Raw genomic sequence first — 21,874 nt, 5'->3', positions numbered from 1 at the left:
CTCAACCACGGCTTTCGCAGGGTGCAGCCTGCTTGAGGTGGGTAACGAAGTTGCACGGGCGATGACGGGCATCGAGCTGTTCGGCGAGGATGCCGTCCCAGCCGGTGCGCACGGCATTGGTCGAACCCGGCAGGCAGCACACCAGGGTGCCATTGGCAAGGCCCGCCAGGGCCCGGGACTGCACAGTGGAGGTGCCGATATCGGCCAGGGAGATATGACGGAACAGCTCGCCGAAGCCATCGACCTGCTTGTCCAGCAGGCAGGCCACGGCTTCCGGGGTGCTGTCGCGCCCGGTAAAACCGGTACCGCCAGTGATCAGCACCACCTGCACCTGCTCATCGGCGATCCAGGTGGCGACCTGGGCGCGAATCTTGTACAGATCGTCCTTGAGCAGCACCCGCGCCGCCAGGGCGTGGCCGGCCTCGGTCAGGCGGTCGACGAACACCTGGCCGGAGGTGTCGGTTTCCAGGGTGCGGGTATCGCTGACCGTCAATACGGCAATATTCAGCGGCACGAAAGGTACATCTGCCTTGGCTTTCATGGGACCTTGAATCCATTGATAGGAACGAATGAGCGGTGTTATATCACAGCCCTGGCTGCCTCGCGCCCGCCAGCGGCCCAGGCATTGTTGCCGGTCAATAATGCTAGTTTGCCGCTATGCTGCAATCTGCATGGAACTTGCGCAGGCGCTATGCGTCTCAAGAAACATTACGCACCATCCTTTACTGGAGAAACACAATGATTCAACGGACTCTTCCCGCTTTCCTGCTCGCCCTGGGTCTTGGCACTCTGGCTGGCTGCGCCTCGCCGACCGTCATCACCCTGAACGACGGCCGCGAAATCCAGGCGGTCGATACTCCGCAATACGATGAAGACTCGGGCTTCTACGAATTCGAACAACTGGACGGCAAGCGCACCCGCATCAACAAGGATCAGGTCCGTACCGTCAAGGACCTGTGATCTGATCGACAAGCCGCTTCAGGGGCTTGTCGAGGAGAAGATTTTGAGTAATATTTTCTCCATCGGAGTGTAGCGCAGCCAGGTAGCGCGTCTCGTTCGGGACGAGAAGGCCGCAGGTTCGAATCCTGTCTCTCCGACCAGATTACTCAGTGAAAAGCCCGCCCTCGTGCGGGCTTTTTCGTGCCTGACAGACGAGCAGCACTGGCCAGCATTGCGCGGCGGCGACGCTGCCAGCAAAATGCGCGCCTTTTTGAATATTGAGGTTGATTCACATGCGTAAGACTCTTGCCGCCCTGACCCTGGGCCTGCTGTGCGCACAAGGCGCCATGGCCGGTGATGGCCAGACCGCTGTAGGCGGTGGCCTGGGCGGTGTTCTGGGTAACGTGGTCGGGCAAAAGCTTGGCGGTAGCACCGGTGCGGCCATTGGTGCCGGCGTCGGCGGTGCAGCGGGCAGTGCCATGGGCGCGAAGAAAGGCAACAAGACCAAGGCGGCCATTGGCGGCGGCCTGGGTTCGGCCGGCGGCTCGCTGGTAGGCGGCAAACTGGGCGGCAGCACCGGCTCGGCGATTGGCGCTGGCCTGGGCGGCGCGGCCGGTGGCGCGCTGGGCAACAACCTGGCGGACAGTCATCGCAAGAAGCGCCACTGATTTTTAACCTTATCGCGGGACAAGCCCGCGCCTACACATCTGTAGGGTTTCGGCACTTCCAAAAACAAACAAGCCCCTGAAAAGGGGCTTGTTTGTTTCTACCAAAGCGAAAGCTTACAGCGCAGGCTCAGCCTGTACCGCAGCCGGAGCTTCTTCCGGCAGCACCGGAACGTACAGCAGGCCCAGACGCGAGCTGCTCCATTCACGGGTCTTGTTGGTCAGCTCAAGGTTGTTGTTAAGCTTCTGGCCATAGGTCGGAACGATTTCCTTCAGCTTGGCCTGCCACTCAGGGGTCTTGATGCGATCCTTGAAGGTCTTTTCCAGCACGCTCAGCATGATCGGCGCAGCGGTCGAAGCACCTGGCGAGGCGCCCAGCAGTGCGGCGATGGTACCGTCCTGGGCAGCGACGACTTCGGTGCCGAACTGCAGAATGCCGCCGTGCTCAGGGTCCTTCTTGATCACCTGAACGCGTTGACCGGCCTGCAGCAGTTTCCAGTCCTCGTTCTTGGCGTTCGGGAAGTACTCGCGCAGGGCCGCCATGCGGTCATCGAAGCTCAGCATCAACTGACCCATCAAGTAGGTGCTCAGGTCGATGTTGTCGATACCGGCGTGGGTCATCGGCATGATGTTGTGAGTGGTCAGCGCGGCAAACATGTCCAGCAGCGAGCCGTTCTTCAGGAACTTGGTCGAGAAGGTGGCGAACGGGCCGAACAGCAGTACTTCCTTGCCGTCGATCACGCGGGTGTCCAGGTGCGGAACCGACATCGGCGGTGCACCGACCGAAGCCTTGCCGTACAGCTTGGCCTTGTGGCGGGCAACGATGTCCTGGTTGTCGGTCATCAGGAACTGGCCACCCACCGGGAAACCGGCGTAACCGTCTGCTTCAGGGATACCCGACTTCTGCAGCAGCTTCAGGGCGCCACCACCGGCACCGATGAAGACGAACTTGGCCTTGACGCTGCTCTCGACACCTTTGTTGGCCAGGTCGGCGACGACCACGGTCCAGGTGTTGTCGGCGTTACGGACGATGTCACGCACTTCATGCTGGACATGCAGCTTGACGTTGTCGTGCTTGGTCAGCGAGGCGATCAACTGGCGGGTGATCTCGCCGAAGTTGACGTCGGTGCCGATCGGCATGCGCGTGGCGGCGATCTTCTGGTCGGCGGCACGGCCTTCCATCACGATCGGTACCCACTTCTGGATCTGCGCGTGGTCTTCGGAGTACTCCATGCCACGGAACAGCGAGCTGTGCTGCAGGGCTTCATGACGCTTCTTGAGGAACTCGACGTTCTTGTCGCCCCAGACGAAGCTCATGTGCGGCACGTTGTTGATGAACGACTTCGGGTTGCTCAGCACGTTCTGCTCGACCTGGTAGGCCCAGAACTGCTTGGAAATCTCGAACTGCTCGTTGACGCCTACAGCCTTGCTGATATCGATCTTGCCGTCGGCACCTTCGCTGGTGTAGTTCAGCTCGCAGAAAGCGGAGTGACCGGTACCGGCGTTGTTCCAGGCGTTGGAGCTCTCTTCGGCGACCTTGTCCAGGCGCTCGTAGATGTCGATCGACCAACCGGGTTCCAGCTCATTGAGGTAGGTACCCAGGCTTGCACTCATGATGCCGCCGCCGATCAGCAGCACGTCTACGGTTTTCTCGGGCTCACTGGGCTTGGAGCAACCGATGACACTCAGGCACAGGAGCGTCAGCAGGATTTTTTTCATAGTTCAATCCAATTGAAGTGAAGTAATTGGCAATGACCGCAGGTCCCGTAGTGCACGCCCGGATTCTTGTTGTTGCTCGCGCAGTCCAAGGCTTAGCGTAGCTGGTGCTCAGGCAATCGGCCTGAACACGCGCGCAATGGATGGCGGCTGGGGTTGTTCGATGGATCGGGAACGGTCGTCTCGCCAGACGCGGGGCATGGCCGCCGCTGTCAGGGTGGGTCGCCTTAAAGCAGGAAACGGGCCAACTTTTACAAGACCAACGGCTAATAGCTAGGACGAGTCGTCGCACCCCAACTTTAACGGTTTAGCTGGCGACAATCCGCCACATGTACTGCCTCAAGGCCAGTCATGTGGCGGATTGTCGCCCTTATTCAGGCGCTCAGGCGCGCCGTCACTTCACCGAGCTGCCCGGACAACCCGTGCAAATGCTGCCCCGCCTGCTCGGTCTGCTGCACCGCTTGCTGGTTGGTGGTGGCAATACGGGTGATCTCCACCAGGTTGCGCGAGATGTCCTCAGCAACGCTGGTCTGCTCTTCAGCGGCGGTGGCGATCTGCCGGTTCATATCGCGGATCGCCTCTACGGCAACAGTGATGCGCTGCAGCATCTGCCCGGCCTGCTGCACCTGTTCGGCGCCCTCCTCGCTGCGCTGCTGGCCGCTTTCGATGGCCTTGACCGCTGCCACGGCGCCGGACTGCACGGCGCTGATGATCTGGTTGATTTCAGCAATGGAGGCCGCAGTGCGCTGGGCCAGGCTGCGCACTTCATCGGCGACCACGGCAAAGCCACGCCCGGCCTCGCCGGCCCGCGCCGCCTCGATGGCGGCATTGAGCGCCAGCAGGTTGGTTTGCTCGGCGATGCCGCGAATCACTTCCAGGACCTTGCCGATGCGACCGCTGTCGGTTTCCAGGTGGCGAATCACCGCCGCGGTACCGGCGATTTCCTGGTTGACCACGGCGATGGTGGCGATGGTCGCCTGCATCACCCGCTCGCCGGCCTGGGCGCCGTGGTCGGCTTGGTCGGCGGCGCGCGCGGCGTCGGCGGCATGGCGAGCGACTTCCTGGGCGGTCGCCGACATTTCATGCATCGCCGTGGCGACCTGGTCGGTACGCTGGAACTGATCGTCGGTGCCGCGGGCCATGTTGCCGGCAATGCCGCGCAGTGCACCGCTGGCGCTTTCCAACTCACCGGCGTTGCGCTGCAGGCGGCTGAAGGTGTCGGCAAGAAAATCACGCAGGGTGTTGGCCGCTACCGCCAGCCGTCCCAGCTCATCCTGACGATCGCTGGCGACCCGCGCCGCGAAGCGCCCCTGGCTCAACTGGGCGACATAGTCGATCAAGCCGCGAATCGGCTCGATCAGGCTGCGGTTGACCAGCCACAGGCTGAACAGCCCGACCAGCACCGCCGAGCCGAACATCACCAGCAAGCCCAGCCAGACCGTGCGCTCAGCCGACTGGTTAATGGCCTGGGCGCGCGCCTGGGCATCATTGCGCAGTTGCGTGACCAATTCGCTCATCTGCTCACTGGCCGCGCGGTCGACGCCTTTTACCGCCTGGTCACCCGCGACCGGATCGCCGCCCGCCGCCAGAAACGCCTGCCGACCACGAGCATAGGCCTCACCCAACTGCCGATGGCTGTCCTTGAGCTGCTCGGCACGGGCCTTGAGCGGCTGCTCGCCGTGAGCGATCAATTGCTCAAGGATGCCTTGCACCTGCTGCTCGCGGGCCAGGAACTGCTGCCAGTACTTATCCAGTTCGGCGGGCTGCTTGCCGCGCAGCAGCACGTTCTTCCACTCCTGGACCTGGACCTTGAACTGAAGGTTGGCTTCATCGATCAACTGCGAGGCCTGCAACGGCCCGTCGATCAACTGGCCGTAGCCTCGCACGCTGGACGACAACAACTGAAAGCACACCAGGGCGATCAGCAGGATCGCCACCAGGCTGCCGCCGAGCAGGGCGAGAATTTGCACTCTGAGGGATTTACGCAACATCGGAAGAAGTCCCGAAACAAGGAATAAGGGAACGACGCCATTGGCGCCGACCAGGCAAAGACGTCCCTGTCCTCGTTCACTGGCCACTGACGGCGGGCCAAAAAAAAGCTGCCATCGATCGATAGCAGCCAGGTTCGAGCATTACGCAACAGCTGGAACAGATAGTCTCAAGGGATTGCTACAGAAATGTGACAGCCTGTAGGAAGCTGTCACATTTCCGTCACGCTATTGAACTGCAACGCCGCCAGCCGTGCGTACAAGGGGCTCTCGGCGATCAACTGGCGATGGCTGCCAATGGCCACCAGACGGCCCTGGTCGATCACCGCAATACGATCCGCATGTTGCACCGTGGCCAGGCGATGGGCGATCACCAGGGTGGTGCGCCCGCTCATCAAGGTTGGCAACGCCTGCTGGATCAGGTGCTCGCTCTGGGCGTCGAGGGCGCTGGTGGCTTCGTCGAGCAGCAGGATCGGGGCGTCCACCAGCAGGGCCCTGGCAATCGCCAGGCGTTGGCGCTGGCCACCGGACAGGCCCAGGCCGGCATCGCCCAGGTGGGTCTGGTAGCCATGGGGCAATTGCAGGATGAACTCATGGGCATGGGCACTGCGGGCGGCGGCCTCGACCTGGGCGACCGTGGCATCGGCGCGCCCGTAGCGGATGTTGTCTTGCACTGTGCCGAAAAACAGCGCCGGGTTCTGCGCCACCAGGGCAAAGTGGCGGCGCAGGTCCTGGGGATCCAGGCGGCTGACGTCCTGGCCGTCGAGCAGGATGTGTCCTTGCTGCGGGTCGTAAAAACGCAGCAACAGGTCGAACAGCGTCGACTTGCCCGCCCCCGACGGCCCGACCAGGGCCAGGGTTTCGCCTGGCTCGACGGTAAGACTCAGGCCATCGATGGCCGGCGGCGTGGGCCGCGATGGATAGGCGAAATGCACATCCTGCAACTCGACCCGGCCACTGACCCGCGGCGCCGAACGCTGCAGGTCTTGCGCGGGAGCAACGATCTCGCTGCGCGCCGCCAGCAGCTCGGCGATCCGCTCGGCCGCGCCGGCGGCGCGCTGCAGCTCGCCGATCACTTCGCTCAGGGTACCGAAGGCACTGCCGACGATCAGGCTGTAGAACACAAAAGCGGCCAGCTCACCGCCAGAGATACGCCCGGCGATCACATCCATGCCACCGACCCAGAGCATCACCCCGACCGCGCCCAGCACCAGCACGATCACCAGGGTGATCAGCCAGGCACGCTGGAGAATGCGCTTGCGCGCCACGTCGAAGGCCGCCTCGACCGTCGCGCCGAAACGTTGCTGGTCGCTGGCCTGATGGTTATAGGCCTGCACGGTCTTGATCTGGCCGAGGGTTTCGGCCACATAGCTGCCGACATCGGCGACCCGGTCCTGGCTTTGCCGCGACAGGCTGCGCACGCGCCGGCCGAAGATCAGGATCGGCGCCAGCACCAGCGGCAAGGCCAGCACCACGATGCTGGTGAGCTTGGGGTTGGTGACAAACAGCAGGACGATGCCGCCCAGCACCATCAGGGCGTTGCGCAGGAACAGCGACAACGACGAACCGATCACCGATTGCAGCAAGGTGGTGTCGGCGGTCAGCCGCGACTGGATCTCCGAGCTGCGGTTGCTCTCGAAAAAGCCCGGGTGCAGGTAGATCAGGTGATCGAACACCTGCTGGCGGATATCGGCCACACAACGCTCGCCAATCCATGACACCAGGTAGAAGCGACTGAAGGTGCCGATCGCCAGGGCCAAAACCAAAAGCAGGAACAAGCCGATGGACTGGTTGAGCAGGTGCGGCGACTGGGTCATGAAACCCTGGTCGACCAGCAGGCGAATGCCCTGGCCCATGGACAGGGTGATCGCTGCGGTGATTATCAGAGCCAGCAAGGCCAACAACGCCTGCTTGCGGTAAGGACGGATGAAACGCCAGCCCAGGCGCATGGCCTGGCGCTGGCGCGAAGAAAACCGGTTGAGCATGGAGTACGCCGTTTGTCCGCTGTTTGCAGCAGCCTACACCGGACCGCTGATCGAGCGCCAAGGAACTCCGGGCAATGATCAGGCATCGGAACCAGAACCTGGGCATATAAGACCCAGGCTACAGCTGACTAGACCGTTTCGGTCTAAAGTACCACTGGAGGTTTACTCAACTTTCTGGTGGACTGGACCCGTCGCACAGTGATACCCAAAAGAGCTGTCACAGGCCGGTCACGAGGCGATTCTAGTCTGAGCTTGCAACCTGATGAGGAGACAGGAAATGAGCTTGCAACATCAAGGCAATACCCAGGAAAAATCGGTGCAGAACCCGCAAGCGCCGGTAGGTGGTTCGATCATCGGCCCGGATGGCAAAGAAATCATCATCACCGAAGAGATGGTCCAGCAAGCCTGCAAGAAGCTGGAAGAAAGCCGCGAAGCCCCCGCCAAGAAAGACTGACCCACCCGAATTCTTCAACCCGGCGCACGCGCCGGGTTTTTATTGCCCGCGATTCAGACCAGCACACCACCCAGAGCACGGACCATCTGCGCCAGCTGCGGCGCTTCTCCGTGCAGGCGCACCGCCAGGCCTTCGATCTCGCGGCGCGGCGGGTAGTGTTTGCGCAGGTTGTCGAAGGCGGCCTTCTGCTGCACCGGGTCGCGGCTCAGGCTGCGGCGAAAATCGGCATCGTCCCGGCGCGGGTCATACACCGCGCGGCACAAGGTAGCCAGAGCCCAGGCCGGATCGGCCTCAGCCTGCAAGGCGATTTCGGCCAGCCACGGCTGCGGCAGCAGGTCGGCCAGTTGCACCTGCTCAGGCTCGCCGCGCCAGGTGCAGAACGCCTGGTAGATCTGCGCCGTGCCGCGTTGCTTGCCGTCCAGGCTGTAACCAGCAATATGCGGGGTGGCAATCACGCAAAGGTCGGCCAGGGCCAGGTCGACCTGGGGCTCGCCTTCCCAGACATCGAGCACCGCCTGTACATCATCGCGCTCGCGCAGCAGCTGGCGCAGGGCCTGGTTGTCGACCACCGGGCCACGGCTGGCATTGATCAACCAGGCGCCAGGGCGCAGACGGGCCAATTGCGCCTGGCCCAGCAGGTGCCAGGTCGGCAACTCGCCGTCACGGGTCAGCGGGGTGTGCAGGCTGATCACGTCGCACTGTTCAAGGATCTGCTCCAGGCTCACATAGTCGCCGCCCTCGCGCGCCTGACGCGGCGGATCGCAGACCAGCACCTGCCAGCCCAGCGCACGCAGCACCTCGATCAGGCGCCCACCGACCTCCCCGGCGCCCACCACCCCGTAGGTGCGCGCAGGCAAGCGGGCGCCGTCGAGCTCGGCCAAGGTCAGCAGGCTGCCGAGCACATAGTCGACCACCCCGCGGGCGTTGCAGCCCGGCGCGCTAGACCAGTGGATACCGGCCTCGGCGAAATACTCCAGGGCCAGGTGATCGGTGCCGATGGTGCAGGTGCCGACAAACTTCACCTGGCTGCCCTTAAGCAAATCGCGGTCGACCCTGGTGACCGAACGCACCAGCAGCACATCGGCATCCTTGACGCAGGCAGCATCGATTGCCCGCCCGGGGTAGCGGCGGATCTCGCCGAAGCCGGCAAAGAAGGCATCGAGCAGCGGGATATTCTCGTCAGCAACAATCAGCATGGCGCTCTCCTATCGGGGTGCGCAGTGTAGGCCGATACGGGTGGGCCGATCCACAGGCAGGCAAGGTTCCTGACTGCCGCGTCAAGGCGTAGACTAGCCGGCTTTGCCCATCTTTTATGTGGACACCTGCCTTGTGACACCGATGACTGCCGACACCCAAACCCCCGCCCTGTCACGCCCGACGCGGATTCGCACCGAGCTGCGCGGCCTGCTGATGCTGGCCACGCCCATCATCATTGCCCAGTTGGCGACCACCGCCATGGGCTTTGTCGATGCGGTGATGGCCGGCCGGGTCAGCCCGCGCGACCTGGCTGCGGTGGCCCTGGGCAACTCGATCTGGATTCCGGTGTACCTGCTGATGACCGGCACCCTGCTGGCCACCACGCCCAAGGTCGCCCAGCGCTATGGCGCCGGCCAGCATGCCGAAATCGGCCCGCTGGTGCGCCAGGCGCTGTGGCTGGCGCTGAGCGTTGGCCTGATCGCCAGCGGCCTGTTGCTCAGCGCCGAACCGATCCTGCAGTGGATGAAGGTCGACCCGCAGTTGGTGGCGCCGAGCATGGGCTATTTGCAGGGCATCGCCTTCGGCTTCCCCGGCGTCGCCCTCTATTACGTGTTGCGCTGCTACAGCGATGCCCTGGGCCGGACCCGGCCGAGCATGGTCATTGGCTTGTCCGGCCTGCTGCTGAACATCCCACTGAACTATGTACTGATTTACGGCCACTTCGGCATGCCGGCCCTGGGCGGCGTCGGTTGCGGCTGGGCCAGCGGCATCGTCATGTGGTTCATGGCCCTGAGCATGGCCGCCTGGACCCGCTGGGCCCCAGCCTATGCCCAGAGCCGGGTGCTGGTGCGCGTCGACAAGCCGCAATGGCCGGTGATCAAGCGCCTGGTCGGCGTCGGCCTGCCGATCGGCATTGCGGTGTTCGCCGAGTCGAGCATTTTCGCGGTGATTGCCCTGCTGATCGGCAGCCTCGGCCCGACCGTGGTTGCCGGGCACCAGATTGCCCTGAACATCAGCTCGCTGCTGTTCATGATTCCGTATTCGCTGGGGATGGCGGTGACCGTGCGGGTTGGCCAAGCTGTTGGCGCCGGGCTGCCACGCCAGGCGCGCTTCGCCGCCCTCGTGGGGCTGGGCGCGGCGCTGGTGTTTGCCTGCTTCTCGGCCAGCCTGATCCTGCTGATGCGCGAGCCAATCGCCTCGATCTACACCCCGGACACCGCAGTGATCCAGATTGCCGCGATGCTGATCGTGTATGCCGCGCTGTATCAGTTCTCCGACGCCATCCAGGTGATTGCCGCCGGGGCCCTGCGCGGTTACCAGGACACCCGGGTGACCATGATCCTGACCCTGTTCGCCTACTGGGGCATCGGCTTGCCGGTGGGCTACGTGCTGGGCCTGACCGATCTGCTCGGCCCGGCCAGCGGCCCTAACGGCCTGTGGGAAGGCCTGATTGCCGGCCTGACGTGCGCGGCCCTGATGCTGGCGATTCGCCTGGCGCGCAGCAGCGCCAAACACATTCGCCGCGCCGAAAAGCGCTAGTCGAGCTTCTTGCGGATCCAGTACAGGTAAGTGCCCGCCTCTTCCTGCTGCTGGACCAGCTGGTGGTCGAGGAACACGCAGAACTTGGGGATATCGCGACGGGTCGAGGGATCGGTGGCGATCACCTTGAGCAGGCCGCCGGGGGCCAGGTCGCGAATGTGCTGGTGCAGCATCATCACCGGCTCCGGGCAGTTCAGGCCGGTGGCGTCGAGGGTGGCGTCGGGGGTGAGGTCAGTCATGTAGAACTCCGGAAACAATCAGCTATTGTCGCTCATGCAGGCGACAGGGTCATCTTCACTGGACTCACCGCCGGCAACGCCGGCTCCCACAGGTTGTGTTGGCAACCTTGCCAGCAAGGGCCTCAACGCGGTTTCAGATCCAGGCGGCGCAGGTGGCAGGTCACTTCTTCACGGTCGTGATACAGCTGCTTGCAACCGATCGACACCTTGACCTTGCGCGCCTTGAAGCCTTCCTCGATGCGCTCAAGCAAGCGCCGCACCTCGGCATAGCGCTGCTTCATCGGCAGCTTGAGGTTGACCACCGCTTCCCGGCACAGGCCCTCGCCCAGCCAGGTTTCCAGCAAGGCGGCACTGCGCGCCGGCTTCTCGACGATGTCGCAGACCATCCAGTCCACAATCTGCTTGGGCTTGTAGGTAAAACCGTCAGCCATCAGGTGCTGTACCAGGCCGGTGTCCATCAGGCTTTCGGCCATCGGCCCGTTGTCGATGGCCGTTACCAGCATGCCGCGCTTGACCAGCTGATAGGTCCAGCCGCCTGGCGCCGCGCCGAGGTCAACCCCGGTCATGTCATCGGACAACCGCGCATCCCATTGGTCACGAGGGATGAAGTGGTGCCAGGCCTCTTCCAGCTTCAGGGTCGAACGACTCGGTGCTTCACGGGGGAACTTCAGGCGCGGGATGCCCATTGGCCACATTGCCGAATTATCTGCCGCCGCCAGGCCGACAAACACCCGCCGGCCACTGACGAAGGTCAGCAGCAAACGTGGCTTGCTCGGGTCTTCAACCAGGCGCCCGGCCTTGCTCAGGGCCTTGCGCAGCGGCACTTCGAACTTGCGGCAGAAGGTCGAAAGCTCCTTGCCGTCGTTGGTGTCCATCACCTCCAGCCACAGGCTGCCGCATTGCGGATAGTCCGCCAGCGCTTCGAGTAGCACGCTGATGCGGTCGGTTTCCGGCAGTTCGATGAACGCGCCGCGGGCCCATTGCCGGGGGAAGATCAGCTGGGCAAAACGCAGCTCGCACATCATCTGCTCGGCACCTTCGGCGTCATTGCAGATGAATTCGGCGCAGGCGCTCTGCGGCTTGGCCTTGGCGTAGCCGGCGACGTTCAGGCGCGCGGCATGCTCGGCGATTTCGGCACAGACTTCACTTTCGAAACCGGGCCGGCAATGCATAAACAGGGTATTCATCTTCACTCCAGGACGGCTGGCGCCCAATCACGCCAACCCTGACCGGGCGCAATACGCAGCGCCGGTAAATCGGCGAATGATAAAGGAAGTTCGGAACCTGCGACACGTCCCGCCGGTCCAGTACATGGTCAGGTCCGCCAAACAGGGCTAACCTGACCGTTCAGCCAGGTCCGTGCCGTGCGGACTGTCACAGAGGCGGTGAACCGGCGACAGCAGGGAAGATTGCCGTTCACCGGCGCAGAAGGAGTTGGTAATGCCCTCGCTCGATAGCCTGAAAACCCTCAAGACCCTGACGGTCGATGATCGTCTCTACCACTATTACAGCCTGCCCGACGCCGCCCATAGCCTCGGCGACCTGCAGCGCCTGCCGATGTCGCTCAAAGTGCTGCTGGAAAACCTGCTGCGCTGGGAAGACGGCAAAACCGTCACCAGCGGCGACCTCTCGGCACTGGCCAACTGGCTCAAGGAGCGGCGTTCCGACCGCGAGATCCAGTATCGCCCGGCGCGGGTACTGATGCAGGACTTCACCGGCGTTCCGGCGGTGGTCGACCTCGCCGCCATGCGCGCGGCCATGGCCAAGGCCGGCGGCGACCCGCAGCGGATCAACCCGCTGTCGCCGGTGGACCTGGTCATCGACCACTCGGTGATGGTCGACCGCTACGCCAGCCAGCAGGCCTTCGCCCAGAACGTCGACATCGAAATGCAGCGCAACGGCGAACGCTACGCCTTCCTGCGCTGGGGCCAGAACGCCTTCGACAACTTCAGCGTGGTACCGCCGGGCACCGGTATCTGCCACCAGGTCAACCTCGAGTACCTGGGCCGCACGGTCTGGACCCGTGAAGAAGACGGGCGCACCTATGCCTTCCCCGACACCCTGGTCGGCACCGACTCGCACACCACCATGATCAACGGCCTGGGTGTGCTGGGCTGGGGCGTGGGCGGCATCGAGGCCGAGGCGGCGATGCTCGGCCAGCCAGTGTCGATGCTGATTCCGGAAGTAATTGGCTTCAAGCTGACCGGCAAGCTGCGCGAAGGCATCACCGCCACCGACCTGGTGCTGACCGTGACGCAGATGCTGCGCAAGAAAGGCGTGGTCGGCAAATTCGTCGAGTTCTACGGCGACGGCCTGGCCGACCTGCCCCTGGCGGACCGCGCCACCATTGCCAACATGGCGCCAGAGTACGGCGCTACCTGCGGCTTCTTCCCGGTCGACCAGATCACCCTCGATTACCTGCGCCTGTCGGGCCGCCCGCAAGCCACGGTGAAACTGGTCGAGGCCTACTGCAAAGCCCAGGGCCTGTGGCGCCTGCCCGGCCAGGAGCCGGTGTTCACCGACGCCCTGGCGCTGGACATGAACGAAGTCGAAGCGAGCATGGCCGGGCCCAAGCGCCCGCAAGACCGCGTAGCCCTGGGCAATGTCAGCCAGGCCTTCGATGACTTCGTCGGCCTGCAACTCAAGCCATCGAGCAAGGAAGAAGGCCGCCTGGAAAGCGAAGGCGGTGGCGGCGTGGCGGTGGGCAATGCCGACCAGGCCGGCGAAGTCAGCTATGAACACCAAGGCCAGCAATACCAGCTCAGAAACGGCGCAGTGGTGATCGCGGCGATCACCTCCTGCACCAACACCTCCAACCCCAGCGTGATGATGGCGGCCGGGCTGGTGGCAAAAAAAGCGGTGGAAAAAGGCCTGCAGCGCAAACCCTGGGTCAAGAGCTCCCTGGCGCCCGGCTCCAAGGTGGTCACCGACTACTACAAGGCCGCTGGCCTGACCCAATACCTCGATGCCCTGGGCTTCGACCTGGTCGGCTACGGCTGCACCACCTGCATCGGCAACTCCGGCCCGCTGGACGAGGCCATCGAGAAAGCCATCACCAGCGCCGACCTTACTGTCGCCTCGGTACTGTCGGGTAACCGCAACTTCGAGGGTCGCGTGCACCCGCTGGTGAAAACCAACTGGCTGGCCTCACCGCCGCTGGTGGTCGCCTACGCCCTGGCCGGCAGCGTACGCGTCGACATCAGCCGCGAACCGCTCGGCATCGGCAAGGATGGCCAACCGGTGTACCTGCGCGACATCTGGCCCAGCCAGAAGGAAATCGCCGACGCCGTGGCCAGCGTCGATACCGCGATGTTCCACAAGGAGTACGCCGAGGTGTTCGCCGGCGACGCCCAGTGGCAAGCCATCGAGGTACCGCAGGCGGCCACTTATGTCTGGCAGGACGATTCCACCTACATCCAGCATCCGCCCTTCTTCGACGACATTACCGGGCCGCTGCCGGTGATCGAGGATATCCACGGCGCCCGGGTCCTGGCCCTGCTGGGCGACTCGGTGACCACTGACCACATATCCCCAGCCGGCAACATCAAGGCCGACAGCCCGGCCGGACGTTACCTGCGGGAAAAAGGCGTGGAACCGCGCGACTTCAACTCCTACGGCTCACGCCGTGGCAACCATGAAGTGATGATGCGCGGCACTTTCGCCAACATCCGCATCCGCAACGAAATGCTCGGCGGCGAAGAAGGTGGCAATACCCTCTATGTGCCCACCGGCGAGAAGATGGCGATCTACGACGCGGCCATGCGCTACCAGGCCGACCACACACCACTGGTAGTGATTGCCGGGCAGGAATACGGCACCGGTTCCAGCCGCGACTGGGCCGCCAAGGGCACCAACCTGTTGGGGGTCAAGGCGGTGCTGGCGGAGAGCTTCGAACGTATCCACCGCTCCAACCTGGTGGGCATGGGCGTGCTGCCACTGCAATTCAAAACCGGGCAGAACCGCAAGAGCCTGGCCCTGGACGGTCGCGAGCGCATCGACATTCTTGGCCTGAGCCACGCCCAGGTGCAGCCGCACATGACCCTGACCCTGAAAATCACCCGTGAGGATGGTCGCCAGGAACAGATCGAGGTGCTGTGCCGAATCGACACCCTCAATGAAGTGGAGTACTTCAAGGCGGGGGGTATCCTGCACTATGTGCTGCGGCAATTGATCGCAGCCTGAAGTGACGGCCCGGTCCCTGGTGACCGGGCCTTTGCCTTGTGCCGCAGACAACGTACGATAAGCAGTAATGGCCAAAGGATGGCCGACAGGCGTGTCCTCGCGCTCAGTAGCGCAGTCGAAGGGTTCACGTTTTGCTTTTCAAAGGATGTCTCATGCTTGCTCCGCAATGGATCGGCCTGGCGCTGCTCGGCCTCGGTTATATCTTCGCCCTGTTCAAAGGCAATCTCGGCCTGTTGGCCCTGCCCAGCCTGATTGCCCTGCTTTGCGCCGGCTTGCTGGTACGCCGCGCCAGCCTGTGGCAGAAGCTGGTCGGCCATGCCCTGTTCGTGGTCCTGGCCTTCGGCCTGGCCCTGCATATGCTGCCAGGCTTCAGCGGCGCCAAGGTCATCGACAAGGTGCGCTTTAGCAGCGACGCCCTGCCCTTTTCCATGTACCTGAACCTCGACAAGCCGCTGATTGGCTTCTGGCTGCTGCTGGCTTGCCCCTGGGTGCTGGCCTTGAAAAACAAGCGCCCACTGGCAAGCCTGGCCTGGACCCTGCCGCTGGTGATCGCACTATGCCTGGGTGGCGCCTGGCTGCTGGGGATGATCGCCTGGGCGCCGAAGTGGCCTGAACAGGCCTGGATCTGGGCCATGAACAACCTGCTGCTGGTGTGCCTGACCGAAGAGCTGCTGTTTCGCGGCTACCTCCAGGGCGGCCTGCAACGTTTGTTGAAGAACCAGAACCTGGCGCTGCTGCTGGCCGCCGCGTTGTTCGGCCTGGCCCACCTGGGCGCTGGCTGGCAATGGGTGCTGCTGGCCGGACTTGCCGGTATCTGCTATGGCCTGGCTTATCGATATGGCGGACTTTTCGCCGCTGTGCTGTGCCATTTCGGCCTGAACCTGGCGCACTTTGCCGGGTTCAGTTACCCAATGCTGGCACCGTTGTGAACTTGCGGTCATTAGCTGACTTTTGTGTCAAAAACATGAAAGAATGCAGCTAATTTGTTGAATTTTGCACGAATGACTTAGCGCAGGTCAGATCAGGACTCCTTGATCGAAATCAAGCCCTGCAAATATTCATTCAACAAAACCCCCGGCGTGCCGATACCTCTCGAAAGCCTTGCGGATTGAACAGCTAATGCGTAACAACCAGCCGATTACCCAGCGCGAACGGACTTTCCCAGCTCAGCAACGATTGATTTCGACCACTGATGCCAAGGGCGTTATCACTTACTGCAACGACGCCTTCGTCGAAATCAGCGGCTTCTCTCGCGAGGAGCTGATGCGCGCACCGCACAACCTGGTTCGTCACCCGGATGTGCCGCCTGCCGTTTTTGCGCATATGTGGACTACGCTCAAGCAAGGCCTGCCCTGGATGGGCATCGTCAAGAACCGCTGCAAATCGGGTGACCATTACTGGGTCAACGCCTATGTCACGCCGGTGTTCGAGAACAATCAGGTCGTGGGCTTCGAATCGGTACGGGTCAAGCCCACCGCCGAGCAGGTCCGCCGCGCCGAAGCACTGTACCAGCGCATCAACCAGGGCAAGCCGGCCATCCCGCGCCGCGACAAGTGGCTGCCGGTGATGCAGGACTGGTTGCCGTTCATTCTCGTCAGCCAGATCGGCTTTCTGATCGGCAACTGGCTCGGCCACTCCTGGGGTTTTGCCCTGGCCGCCGGCCTCTCGGTACCGCTCGGCCTGCTCGGTCTGAGCTGGCAGCAACGCGGCCTCAAGCGCCTGCTGCGCCTGGCCGAACAGACCACCTCCGACCCGCTGATCGCGCAGATGTACACCGACAGCCGCGGCGTGCAGGCGCGCCTGGAAATGGCCATGCTCAGCCAGGACGCGCGGATGAAAACCTGCCTGACCCGCCTGCAGGACACCGCCGAACACCTTAACGAACAGGCGCGCCAATCCGACACCCTGGCTCACAACAGCTCCTCGGGGCTTGAGCGCCAGCGGGTCGAGACCGAACAGGTCGCCGCCGCCGTCAACCAGATGGCCGCCACCACCCAGGAAGTGGCCAACCACGTACAGCGCACCGCCGATGCCACCCAGGAAGCCAATCGCCTGACCGGGCGCGGCCGTGACATCGCCGGGGAAACCCGCGAAGCCATCCAGCGCCTGTCGGCTGCCGTCGGCGAAACCGGCCTGACCGTGACCCAGCTGGCCCGCGACAGCGACGAAATCGGCGGGGTGGTCGATGTGATCAAGGGCATTGCCGACCAGACCAACCTGCTGGCCCTGAACGCGGCCATCGAAGCGGCCCGGGCCGGTGAGATGGGTCGCGGCTTTGCCGTGGTGGCCGACGAGGTGCGCCAGCTGGCGCAACGCACTGCTGAGTCCACCGGGCAGATCCACGGCCTGATCGCCAAGCTGCAACAAACCGCCAACAGCGCCGTGCAGACCATGGAAAGCGGCCATCGCCAGGCAGAAGAAGGCGTGGCGCGGGTGATGGAAGCAGACCAGGCATTGGTGGGTATCAGTGAAGCGGTGGCCAACATCACCGACATGGCTACGCAGATTGCCGCCGCTACCGAAGAGCAGACTGCGGTTGCCGACGAAATCAGCCGCAATATCAGCACCATCGCCCAATTGGCCGACCAGACCTCGGAACAGGCCCAGCATTCGGCGCTGCTCAGCGAAGAGCTGACCCGCACCGCCACCAGCCAGTACTCGCTGGTGGAGCGCTTCAACCGCTAAGCCAAACTGCGCATCGCCCCTGGTGGTGCGCAGTTTCCCGCCTTACCAGTCGAGCGTCAGCCGGCTTTCGAAATAACGTTCTTCAGCGTTCAACGGGTCCTTGAAACGAAGGCTTTGCGCCAGCAGTTTCAAAGGCTTGCTGTAGTCGTCCGGCCCCTGGACGATATTCGGATAGAACGGATCGTTGCAGATACTCGCACCCAGGGCAGTCATGTGCACGCGCAACTGGTGTGTCTTGCCGGTTACCGGCGAGAGCCCGTAGCGCCACAGCTCGCCGTTTTTCTCCAGCACCTGGGCCAGGGTTTCGCTGTTGCTCACCCCCTCCACTTCCTGCATGCGAAAGAACGGCTCGCCGTTGACCAGACGGCTCTTGTGCACCAGTGGAAACTCACGCTCGGGCAAGGCGCGGGCGATAGCCTGGTAGCGCTTGTCGATCTGCCGGTTGGGGAACAACGACTGGTAGGCCGAGCGGCTCTGGGGGTTGGCCGAGAACAGCACCAGCCCGGCAGTGTGCCGGTCGATACGGTGCAAGGGCACCAGGTTGGGGTTGTCGAGACGGCGGATCAACCGGCGCAGCAAAGTCTGTTCGACATACTCGCCCGTTGGGGTGACCGGCAGGAAATGCGGCTTATCGGCCACCACCAGGTGCTCATCGATGTGCAGGATGGTTTCTTCGACCGGAATCGGCTTTTCGTTCGGCACTTCGCGAAAATAATGGATGCGCAAGCCCGGGCGGTAGGCAAGCGTAGCGCTGATCGGCGCGCCCTGGGCATCGAGTACCCGACCGCGGGCGATGCGATCGAGCCACTGCTCGCGGCCGATGGCCTTGAAGTGCTCGCTCAGGCAATCGACGACTGTCGCCCAGTTGCCAGGCGGCAGGCAGACAGTACTGGCTTGATGCTGAGCCGGATCGAAAGGAGGCGTGGCCATGGGAACACTCAGGACAGATGGACCGGCCATTATCCCCCATGCCCGTGCGCTCAGCCAGCTTCGGCGGCCGCAGCCTCGGTGAACTCCTTGAGCCAGCGCAGCACCTCGACCGCCTCCCAGCGGCTAGGGTCGTAGAGCGCATACAACAACCCCTGATAACCGACCACATCCAGTGGCCGGTGGTAGCCCGCGCGCTGGAACAGGGCTTCGATCTCGGCGAAGCAGGTGTTGAAGTGCACTTTAGTGAACGGCGTCTTGCCTTCCAGCACCAGGCCGTCAAGGCGCAACTCGAGTACCGCTTCACTCACGACCTCGACAGCCATTCGATTGACGGAGTATTTCAGTTGTTCGACATTGACCATTGATCCGGACCCTCGACGCAAGCGCCATCCCTGTACTGTATTTATATACAGCATATTCAGAGATGTCGCCTGCGTCAATCAGACTGCTGCTGTCAGACCAGACCCGGGAGATAGCCAGTCCCTTTGCGCACCGTCAGCAATTGACGGCGCGGTTGCCCCCGGGCAACGCTCAGGTGCACCCATTGGTCGTACTCAAGAATCAACTGGTCGAACACCAGGTCGCTGTCTGCCAGCCGTTGCGCCAGCGCGGCCGGCGTCAGCCCGGGGACATTGAAGTCAACCGCCAGGCCCTCGGTATGCGCACTGCCGGGGGAACCGCCAATTTCCTCATTCAGCTCCATCGAGCGAAAGCCGCTGCTGACCAGCACCGGTGCGCCGACCAGCTCGCGCACCTGCTCCAGCGTCGCGCACAACCAGCGCAGATTGCCCAGGACGCGGGTATCGGGCTGGTTATCGATGCCCCGACGAGCCGCGGTCTCCGAGACGGTCATTTCTTCGAGGGTGAAGTGTTCGGTCAGGTACATGGTGCCGCTCCTTGGCGAGGTGAGAGAAGCCAAGGATTGTCCACATCGGCACAGCGCCGCGCACGACGGGAAAGATATCCGTCAGGGCCGAACCATCAACCCAGGAACGTCACGACCTGCTCGGCATCGAAGGGCCAGCGCAACTCGGCCCCTGTATCGCAACGGCGCAACACTGGAATGAGCAGACCATAGGTGTCGATCATGCCCTCGTGCTCGGCGATATCGACCAGTTCGACCAACAGGCCATGCTCGACAAATGGCATCAGCAGCGCCTCGGCCACTTCACACAGGTGACAGCCCAGGGTGCCGAACAATTGGCATTCAGGAGGCATTTATGGGTACCAGCATTTGTAGGAACGGATCATTATTCTAGGTCTGCAACCGGGGCCAGTCGAGCGCCGCCCCTGAAGCCGGCGAATAACATTGAAGTGCTGATGCACATCAACGGCTAAATGGCGCAAGTCGTTCAGACTTAATGGTTTTTTCGCTGTTTTCGCAAGGGAGTGTTTTGTGTTTGCCAACCTGTTGATCATCCTGGCCTCATCGCTGGTCGTCATTGCCGTGTTCCGGCGGCTGAGATTGCCGCCCGTTCTCGGCTACCTGTGCGTGGGCCTGTTCGTCGGGCCCACGGCATTGGACTGGGTCAATGAGAGCGAGGAGTTACCGGACCTTGCCGAAATGGGCGTGGTCTTTTTGTTGTTTTCCCTGGGGCTGGAGTTCTCCCTGTCGAAAATGCTTGCCTTGCGCAAGGTGGTGTTTGGCCTGGGCAGCCTGCAGGTGATCTGCACCAGCATCCTCCTCGCCGGGCTGCTGGTTCTGCTCGGTATGCAGTCCAACGTGGCGTTGATGCTGGGCGCGGGCCTGGCGCTGTCGTCGACGGCGATCGTCAGCAAGGAGCTGACCAGCCTCGGTGAAATCTTCAGCAGTCATGGCCAAAATGCCATCGGCGTACTGCTGTTCCAGGACGTGGTGGCCGTGTTGCTGCTGACCCTGGTACCGGTGTTTGCCGGACAGGGCGGCCAAGCCTGGTACTGGGCCTTGCCGCTGACCCTGGGCAAGACCGTGATCCTCTTCTTCGGCCTGCTGCTGGCCAGCCGCTGGCTGCTGCCGCGCCTGTTCCATGAGGTGGCCAGCTCGCACTCGGCTGAGCTGTTCGTCTTGCTGGCCCTGGTGATCGTCCTGCTGACCGCCTGGCTGACCCACCTGCTGGGCCTGTCCCCGGCCCTGGGCGCCTTCCTTGCCGGCATGTTGCTGGGTGAAAGCAACTACCGGCATCAGATCGAAGCCGATATCCGTCCGTTCCGCGACATCCTGCTAGGGCTGTTCTTCGTCAGTATCGGCATGCTCATCGACCTGCAGCTGTTCGCCACCCATGGCTGGCAGCTCCTCGCCCTGACCCTCGCCCTGCTGCTGATCAAAGGCTGTGTGGTGGCTGCCTTGGTGCGGGTGCGCGGCAGTGATGCCGAGACCGCCTGGCGCAGCGGCCTGGCCCTGGCCCAAGGCGGTGAGTTCTGTTTCGCCTTGATGGCGCAGATGCAACAGAGCCGCCTGCTGCCAGAAGAGCTGGGCAACCTGCTGCTGGCCGCGACCTTCTGCTCGATGCTGGTCACCCCCCTGCTGCTACGTGCGGCCCCGGCGATCGCCGCACGCCTGCACCGCAAACCCAACCAGGAAATTCATCTGGAAGAGATCGAAGCGCAAAGCGCCTCGATGCACGGCCACGTGCTGATCTGCGGCTATGGTCGGGTCGGCCAGTCAATCGGGCGCTTCCTGCGCCGTGAGGATATTCCCTTCATTGCCCTGGATGACGACCCGGTGCGGGTCCAGGAAGCCGCCGCTGGCGAAAGCTGCGTGCACTATGGCGACTCGCGCCGCGGTGAACTGCTCAGCGCCATCGGCCTTGAGCGGGCGCGGTTGCTGGTGATCGCCGTGGACAAGACTGATATTGCCCTGAGCGTGCTCAAGGCCGCGCGCGAGCGTCATGCCCACCTGCAGATTCTGGTACGCACCCGCGACGACAGCCAGCGCGAAGAACTGCGCGCTGCAGGCGCCACGGCGGTGGTGCCGGAGCTGCTGGAGTCGAGCCTGATGCTGGCCTCCCATGCCCTGGTCATGCTCGGCCTGCCGCAAGAGCAGGTGCAGCAACGGGTCGATGAAGTGCGCAAGAGCCGTTACCGCTTGCTGCATGCCTTCTACCATGGTGCCCAGACCAGCCCGGTCGACAGCGAGGGCCTGCCCAAGGCAATGATGCACGCGGTCAACCTCGGCGCCGAAGCCTATGCCTGCGGCCGCCCCTTGAGCGAACTGGGCCTGGAGCAGTTGGGCGTTGAACTGCAGGCGGTACAACGCCAGGGCGAAGAGCTGAATGTGGACACCGGCACCTGCCTGCACGCTGGCGATGCGGTACTGGTCAGCGGCCCGCTGAGCGCCGTGGAAGCCTGTGAGGCACGCTTGCTCGCCGGGCGCTGA

Annotated in this window: 19 protein-coding genes, 1 tRNA gene and 1 pseudogene; 9 read left to right on the top strand and 12 right to left on the bottom strand. The window is 63.2% G+C overall.

Going from position 1 to position 21,874, the window contains the following annotated elements; all coding sequences use genetic code 11:
* Position 1: 1 nt before the first annotated feature.
* Positions 2-541: a molybdenum cofactor biosynthesis protein B gene (moaB, locus tag F8N82_RS06035; RefSeq protein ID WP_036996416.1), complete on the bottom strand. Its 540-nt coding sequence runs from the start codon at positions 539-541 to the stop codon at positions 2-4.
* Positions 542-738: 197 nt separating this feature from the next.
* Here moaB and F8N82_RS06030 point away from each other — a divergent pair, with 197 nt between their 5' ends.
* The 3 genes from F8N82_RS06030 to F8N82_RS06020 all read left to right on the top strand — a co-directional run bounded on the left by F8N82_RS06030 (position 739) and on the right by F8N82_RS06020 (position 1,607).
* The gene (locus tag F8N82_RS06030) at positions 739-960 is read left to right on the top strand and encodes a YgdI/YgdR family lipoprotein (protein ID WP_010223359.1); all 222 of its coding nucleotides are present in this window, start codon (positions 739-741) and stop codon (positions 958-960) included.
* A 63-nt stretch (positions 961-1,023) separates the two neighbouring features.
* Positions 1,024-1,100: transfer RNA gene (locus tag F8N82_RS06025), tRNA-Pro, on the top strand.
* Between the two features lie 132 nt (positions 1,101-1,232).
* Positions 1,233-1,607: a bacteriocin gene (locus F8N82_RS06020; RefSeq protein WP_038994310.1), complete on the top strand. Its 375-nt coding sequence runs from the start codon at positions 1,233-1,235 to the stop codon at positions 1,605-1,607.
* Between the two features lie 114 nt (positions 1,608-1,721).
* Here the strand turns inward: F8N82_RS06020 and mqo are convergent, their stop codons facing one another.
* The 4 genes and pseudogenes from mqo to F8N82_RS06005 form a co-directional block, all read right to left on the bottom strand.
* On the bottom strand, positions 1,722-3,323 hold the full coding sequence (gene mqo, locus F8N82_RS06015; protein ID WP_038994309.1) for a malate dehydrogenase (quinone): 1,602 nt from the start codon (positions 3,321-3,323) through the stop codon (positions 1,722-1,724).
* 371 nt (positions 3,324-3,694) lie between these two features.
* Positions 3,695-4,408 carry a methyl-accepting chemotaxis protein gene (locus tag F8N82_RS27520; protein ID WP_371857232.1) on the bottom strand — a complete coding sequence of 238 codons (714 nt, stop codon included), beginning with the start codon at positions 4,406-4,408 and terminating at the stop codon, positions 3,695-3,697.
* A gap of 171 nt (positions 4,409-4,579) precedes the next feature.
* Positions 4,580-4,738 (bottom strand): annotated as a pseudogene (locus F8N82_RS27515) (HAMP domain-containing protein); the annotation flags it as partial.
* A gap of 782 nt (positions 4,739-5,520) precedes the next feature.
* A complete protein-coding gene (locus F8N82_RS06005; protein ID WP_038994307.1) occupies positions 5,521-7,293 on the bottom strand; it encodes an ABC transporter transmembrane domain-containing protein in 1,773 nt (590 codons plus the stop codon).
* Positions 7,294-7,570: 277 nt separating this feature from the next.
* Here F8N82_RS06005 and F8N82_RS06000 point away from each other — a divergent pair, with 277 nt between their 5' ends.
* The gene (locus tag F8N82_RS06000; RefSeq protein ID WP_167336586.1) at positions 7,571-7,747 is read left to right on the top strand and encodes a PA1571 family protein; all 177 of its coding nucleotides are present in this window, start codon (positions 7,571-7,573) and stop codon (positions 7,745-7,747) included.
* A 53-nt stretch (positions 7,748-7,800) separates the two neighbouring features.
* Here the strand turns inward: F8N82_RS06000 and pdxB are convergent, their stop codons facing one another.
* Positions 7,801-8,943 carry a 4-phosphoerythronate dehydrogenase PdxB gene (gene pdxB, locus F8N82_RS05995; RefSeq protein WP_038994306.1) on the bottom strand — a complete coding sequence of 381 codons (1,143 nt, stop codon included), beginning with the start codon at positions 8,941-8,943 and terminating at the stop codon, positions 7,801-7,803.
* Positions 8,944-9,085: 142 nt separating this feature from the next.
* Between pdxB and F8N82_RS05990 the strand changes: the two genes are divergently transcribed.
* Positions 9,086-10,483, top strand: a complete 1,398-nt coding sequence (locus tag F8N82_RS05990) for an MATE family efflux transporter (protein WP_038994305.1) — start codon at positions 9,086-9,088, stop codon at positions 10,481-10,483.
* Here the strand turns inward: F8N82_RS05990 and tusA are convergent.
* Both tusA and rlmM read right to left on the bottom strand, forming a co-directional pair.
* Positions 10,480-10,722: a sulfurtransferase TusA gene (gene tusA / locus F8N82_RS05985; protein ID WP_038994304.1), complete on the bottom strand. Its 243-nt coding sequence runs from the start codon at positions 10,720-10,722 to the stop codon at positions 10,480-10,482. The two genes, F8N82_RS05990 and tusA, sit on opposite strands and share 4 nt — an antisense overlap.
* Positions 10,723-10,844: 122 nt before the next feature.
* Entirely contained in the window at positions 10,845-11,909 is a 1,065-nt protein-coding gene (rlmM, locus tag F8N82_RS05980) for a 23S rRNA (cytidine(2498)-2'-O)-methyltransferase RlmM (RefSeq protein ID WP_038994303.1), read from the bottom strand.
* Positions 11,910-12,162: 253 nt separating this feature from the next.
* On the opposite strand from rlmM, the gene acnA reads away from it, so the two are divergent.
* From acnA to F8N82_RS05965, 3 genes are all read left to right on the top strand, one after another.
* On the top strand, positions 12,163-14,904 hold the full coding sequence (gene acnA / locus F8N82_RS05975) for an aconitate hydratase AcnA (RefSeq protein WP_038994302.1): 2,742 nt from the start codon (positions 12,163-12,165) through the stop codon (positions 14,902-14,904).
* A gap of 152 nt (positions 14,905-15,056) precedes the next feature.
* Positions 15,057-15,833 (top strand): CPBP family intramembrane glutamic endopeptidase, encoded by a 777-nt coding sequence (locus tag F8N82_RS05970; RefSeq protein ID WP_038994301.1) that lies wholly within the window; start codon positions 15,057-15,059, stop codon positions 15,831-15,833.
* A 190-nt stretch (positions 15,834-16,023) separates the two neighbouring features.
* Positions 16,024-17,589 carry a methyl-accepting chemotaxis protein gene (locus F8N82_RS05965; RefSeq protein ID WP_038994300.1) on the top strand — a complete coding sequence of 522 codons (1,566 nt, stop codon included), beginning with the start codon at positions 16,024-16,026 and terminating at the stop codon, positions 17,587-17,589.
* Between the two features lie 42 nt (positions 17,590-17,631).
* On the opposite strand, the gene F8N82_RS05960 is transcribed toward F8N82_RS05965, so the two are convergent.
* From F8N82_RS05960 to F8N82_RS05945, 4 genes are all read right to left on the bottom strand, one after another.
* Positions 17,632-18,519 carry a pseudouridine synthase gene (locus F8N82_RS05960; protein ID WP_038994299.1) on the bottom strand — a complete coding sequence of 296 codons (888 nt, stop codon included), beginning with the start codon at positions 18,517-18,519 and terminating at the stop codon, positions 17,632-17,634.
* Positions 18,520-18,569: 50 nt separating this feature from the next.
* Positions 18,570-18,881, bottom strand: a complete 312-nt coding sequence (locus F8N82_RS05955; protein ID WP_038994298.1) for a hypothetical protein — start codon at positions 18,879-18,881, stop codon at positions 18,570-18,572.
* Between the two features lie 92 nt (positions 18,882-18,973).
* The gene (locus F8N82_RS05950; RefSeq protein WP_038994297.1) at positions 18,974-19,405 is read right to left on the bottom strand and encodes a D-Ala-D-Ala carboxypeptidase family metallohydrolase; all 432 of its coding nucleotides are present in this window, start codon (positions 19,403-19,405) and stop codon (positions 18,974-18,976) included.
* Positions 19,406-19,500: 95 nt separating this feature from the next.
* Positions 19,501-19,737: a glutaredoxin family protein gene (locus F8N82_RS05945; protein WP_038994296.1), complete on the bottom strand. Its 237-nt coding sequence runs from the start codon at positions 19,735-19,737 to the stop codon at positions 19,501-19,503.
* A 178-nt stretch (positions 19,738-19,915) separates the two neighbouring features.
* On the opposite strand from F8N82_RS05945, the gene F8N82_RS05940 reads away from it, so the two are divergent.
* Positions 19,916-21,874: a monovalent cation:proton antiporter family protein gene (locus F8N82_RS05940; RefSeq protein ID WP_038994295.1), complete on the top strand. Its 1,959-nt coding sequence runs from the start codon at positions 19,916-19,918 to the stop codon at positions 21,872-21,874.

This window comes from Pseudomonas fluorescens (genome assembly GCF_902497775.2).
Classification (GTDB): domain Bacteria; phylum Pseudomonadota; class Gammaproteobacteria; order Pseudomonadales; family Pseudomonadaceae; genus Aquipseudomonas; species Aquipseudomonas putida_F.
Note: the sequence above shows the minus strand (reverse complement) of the source record. Positions and strands in the feature narration are given on the sequence as shown.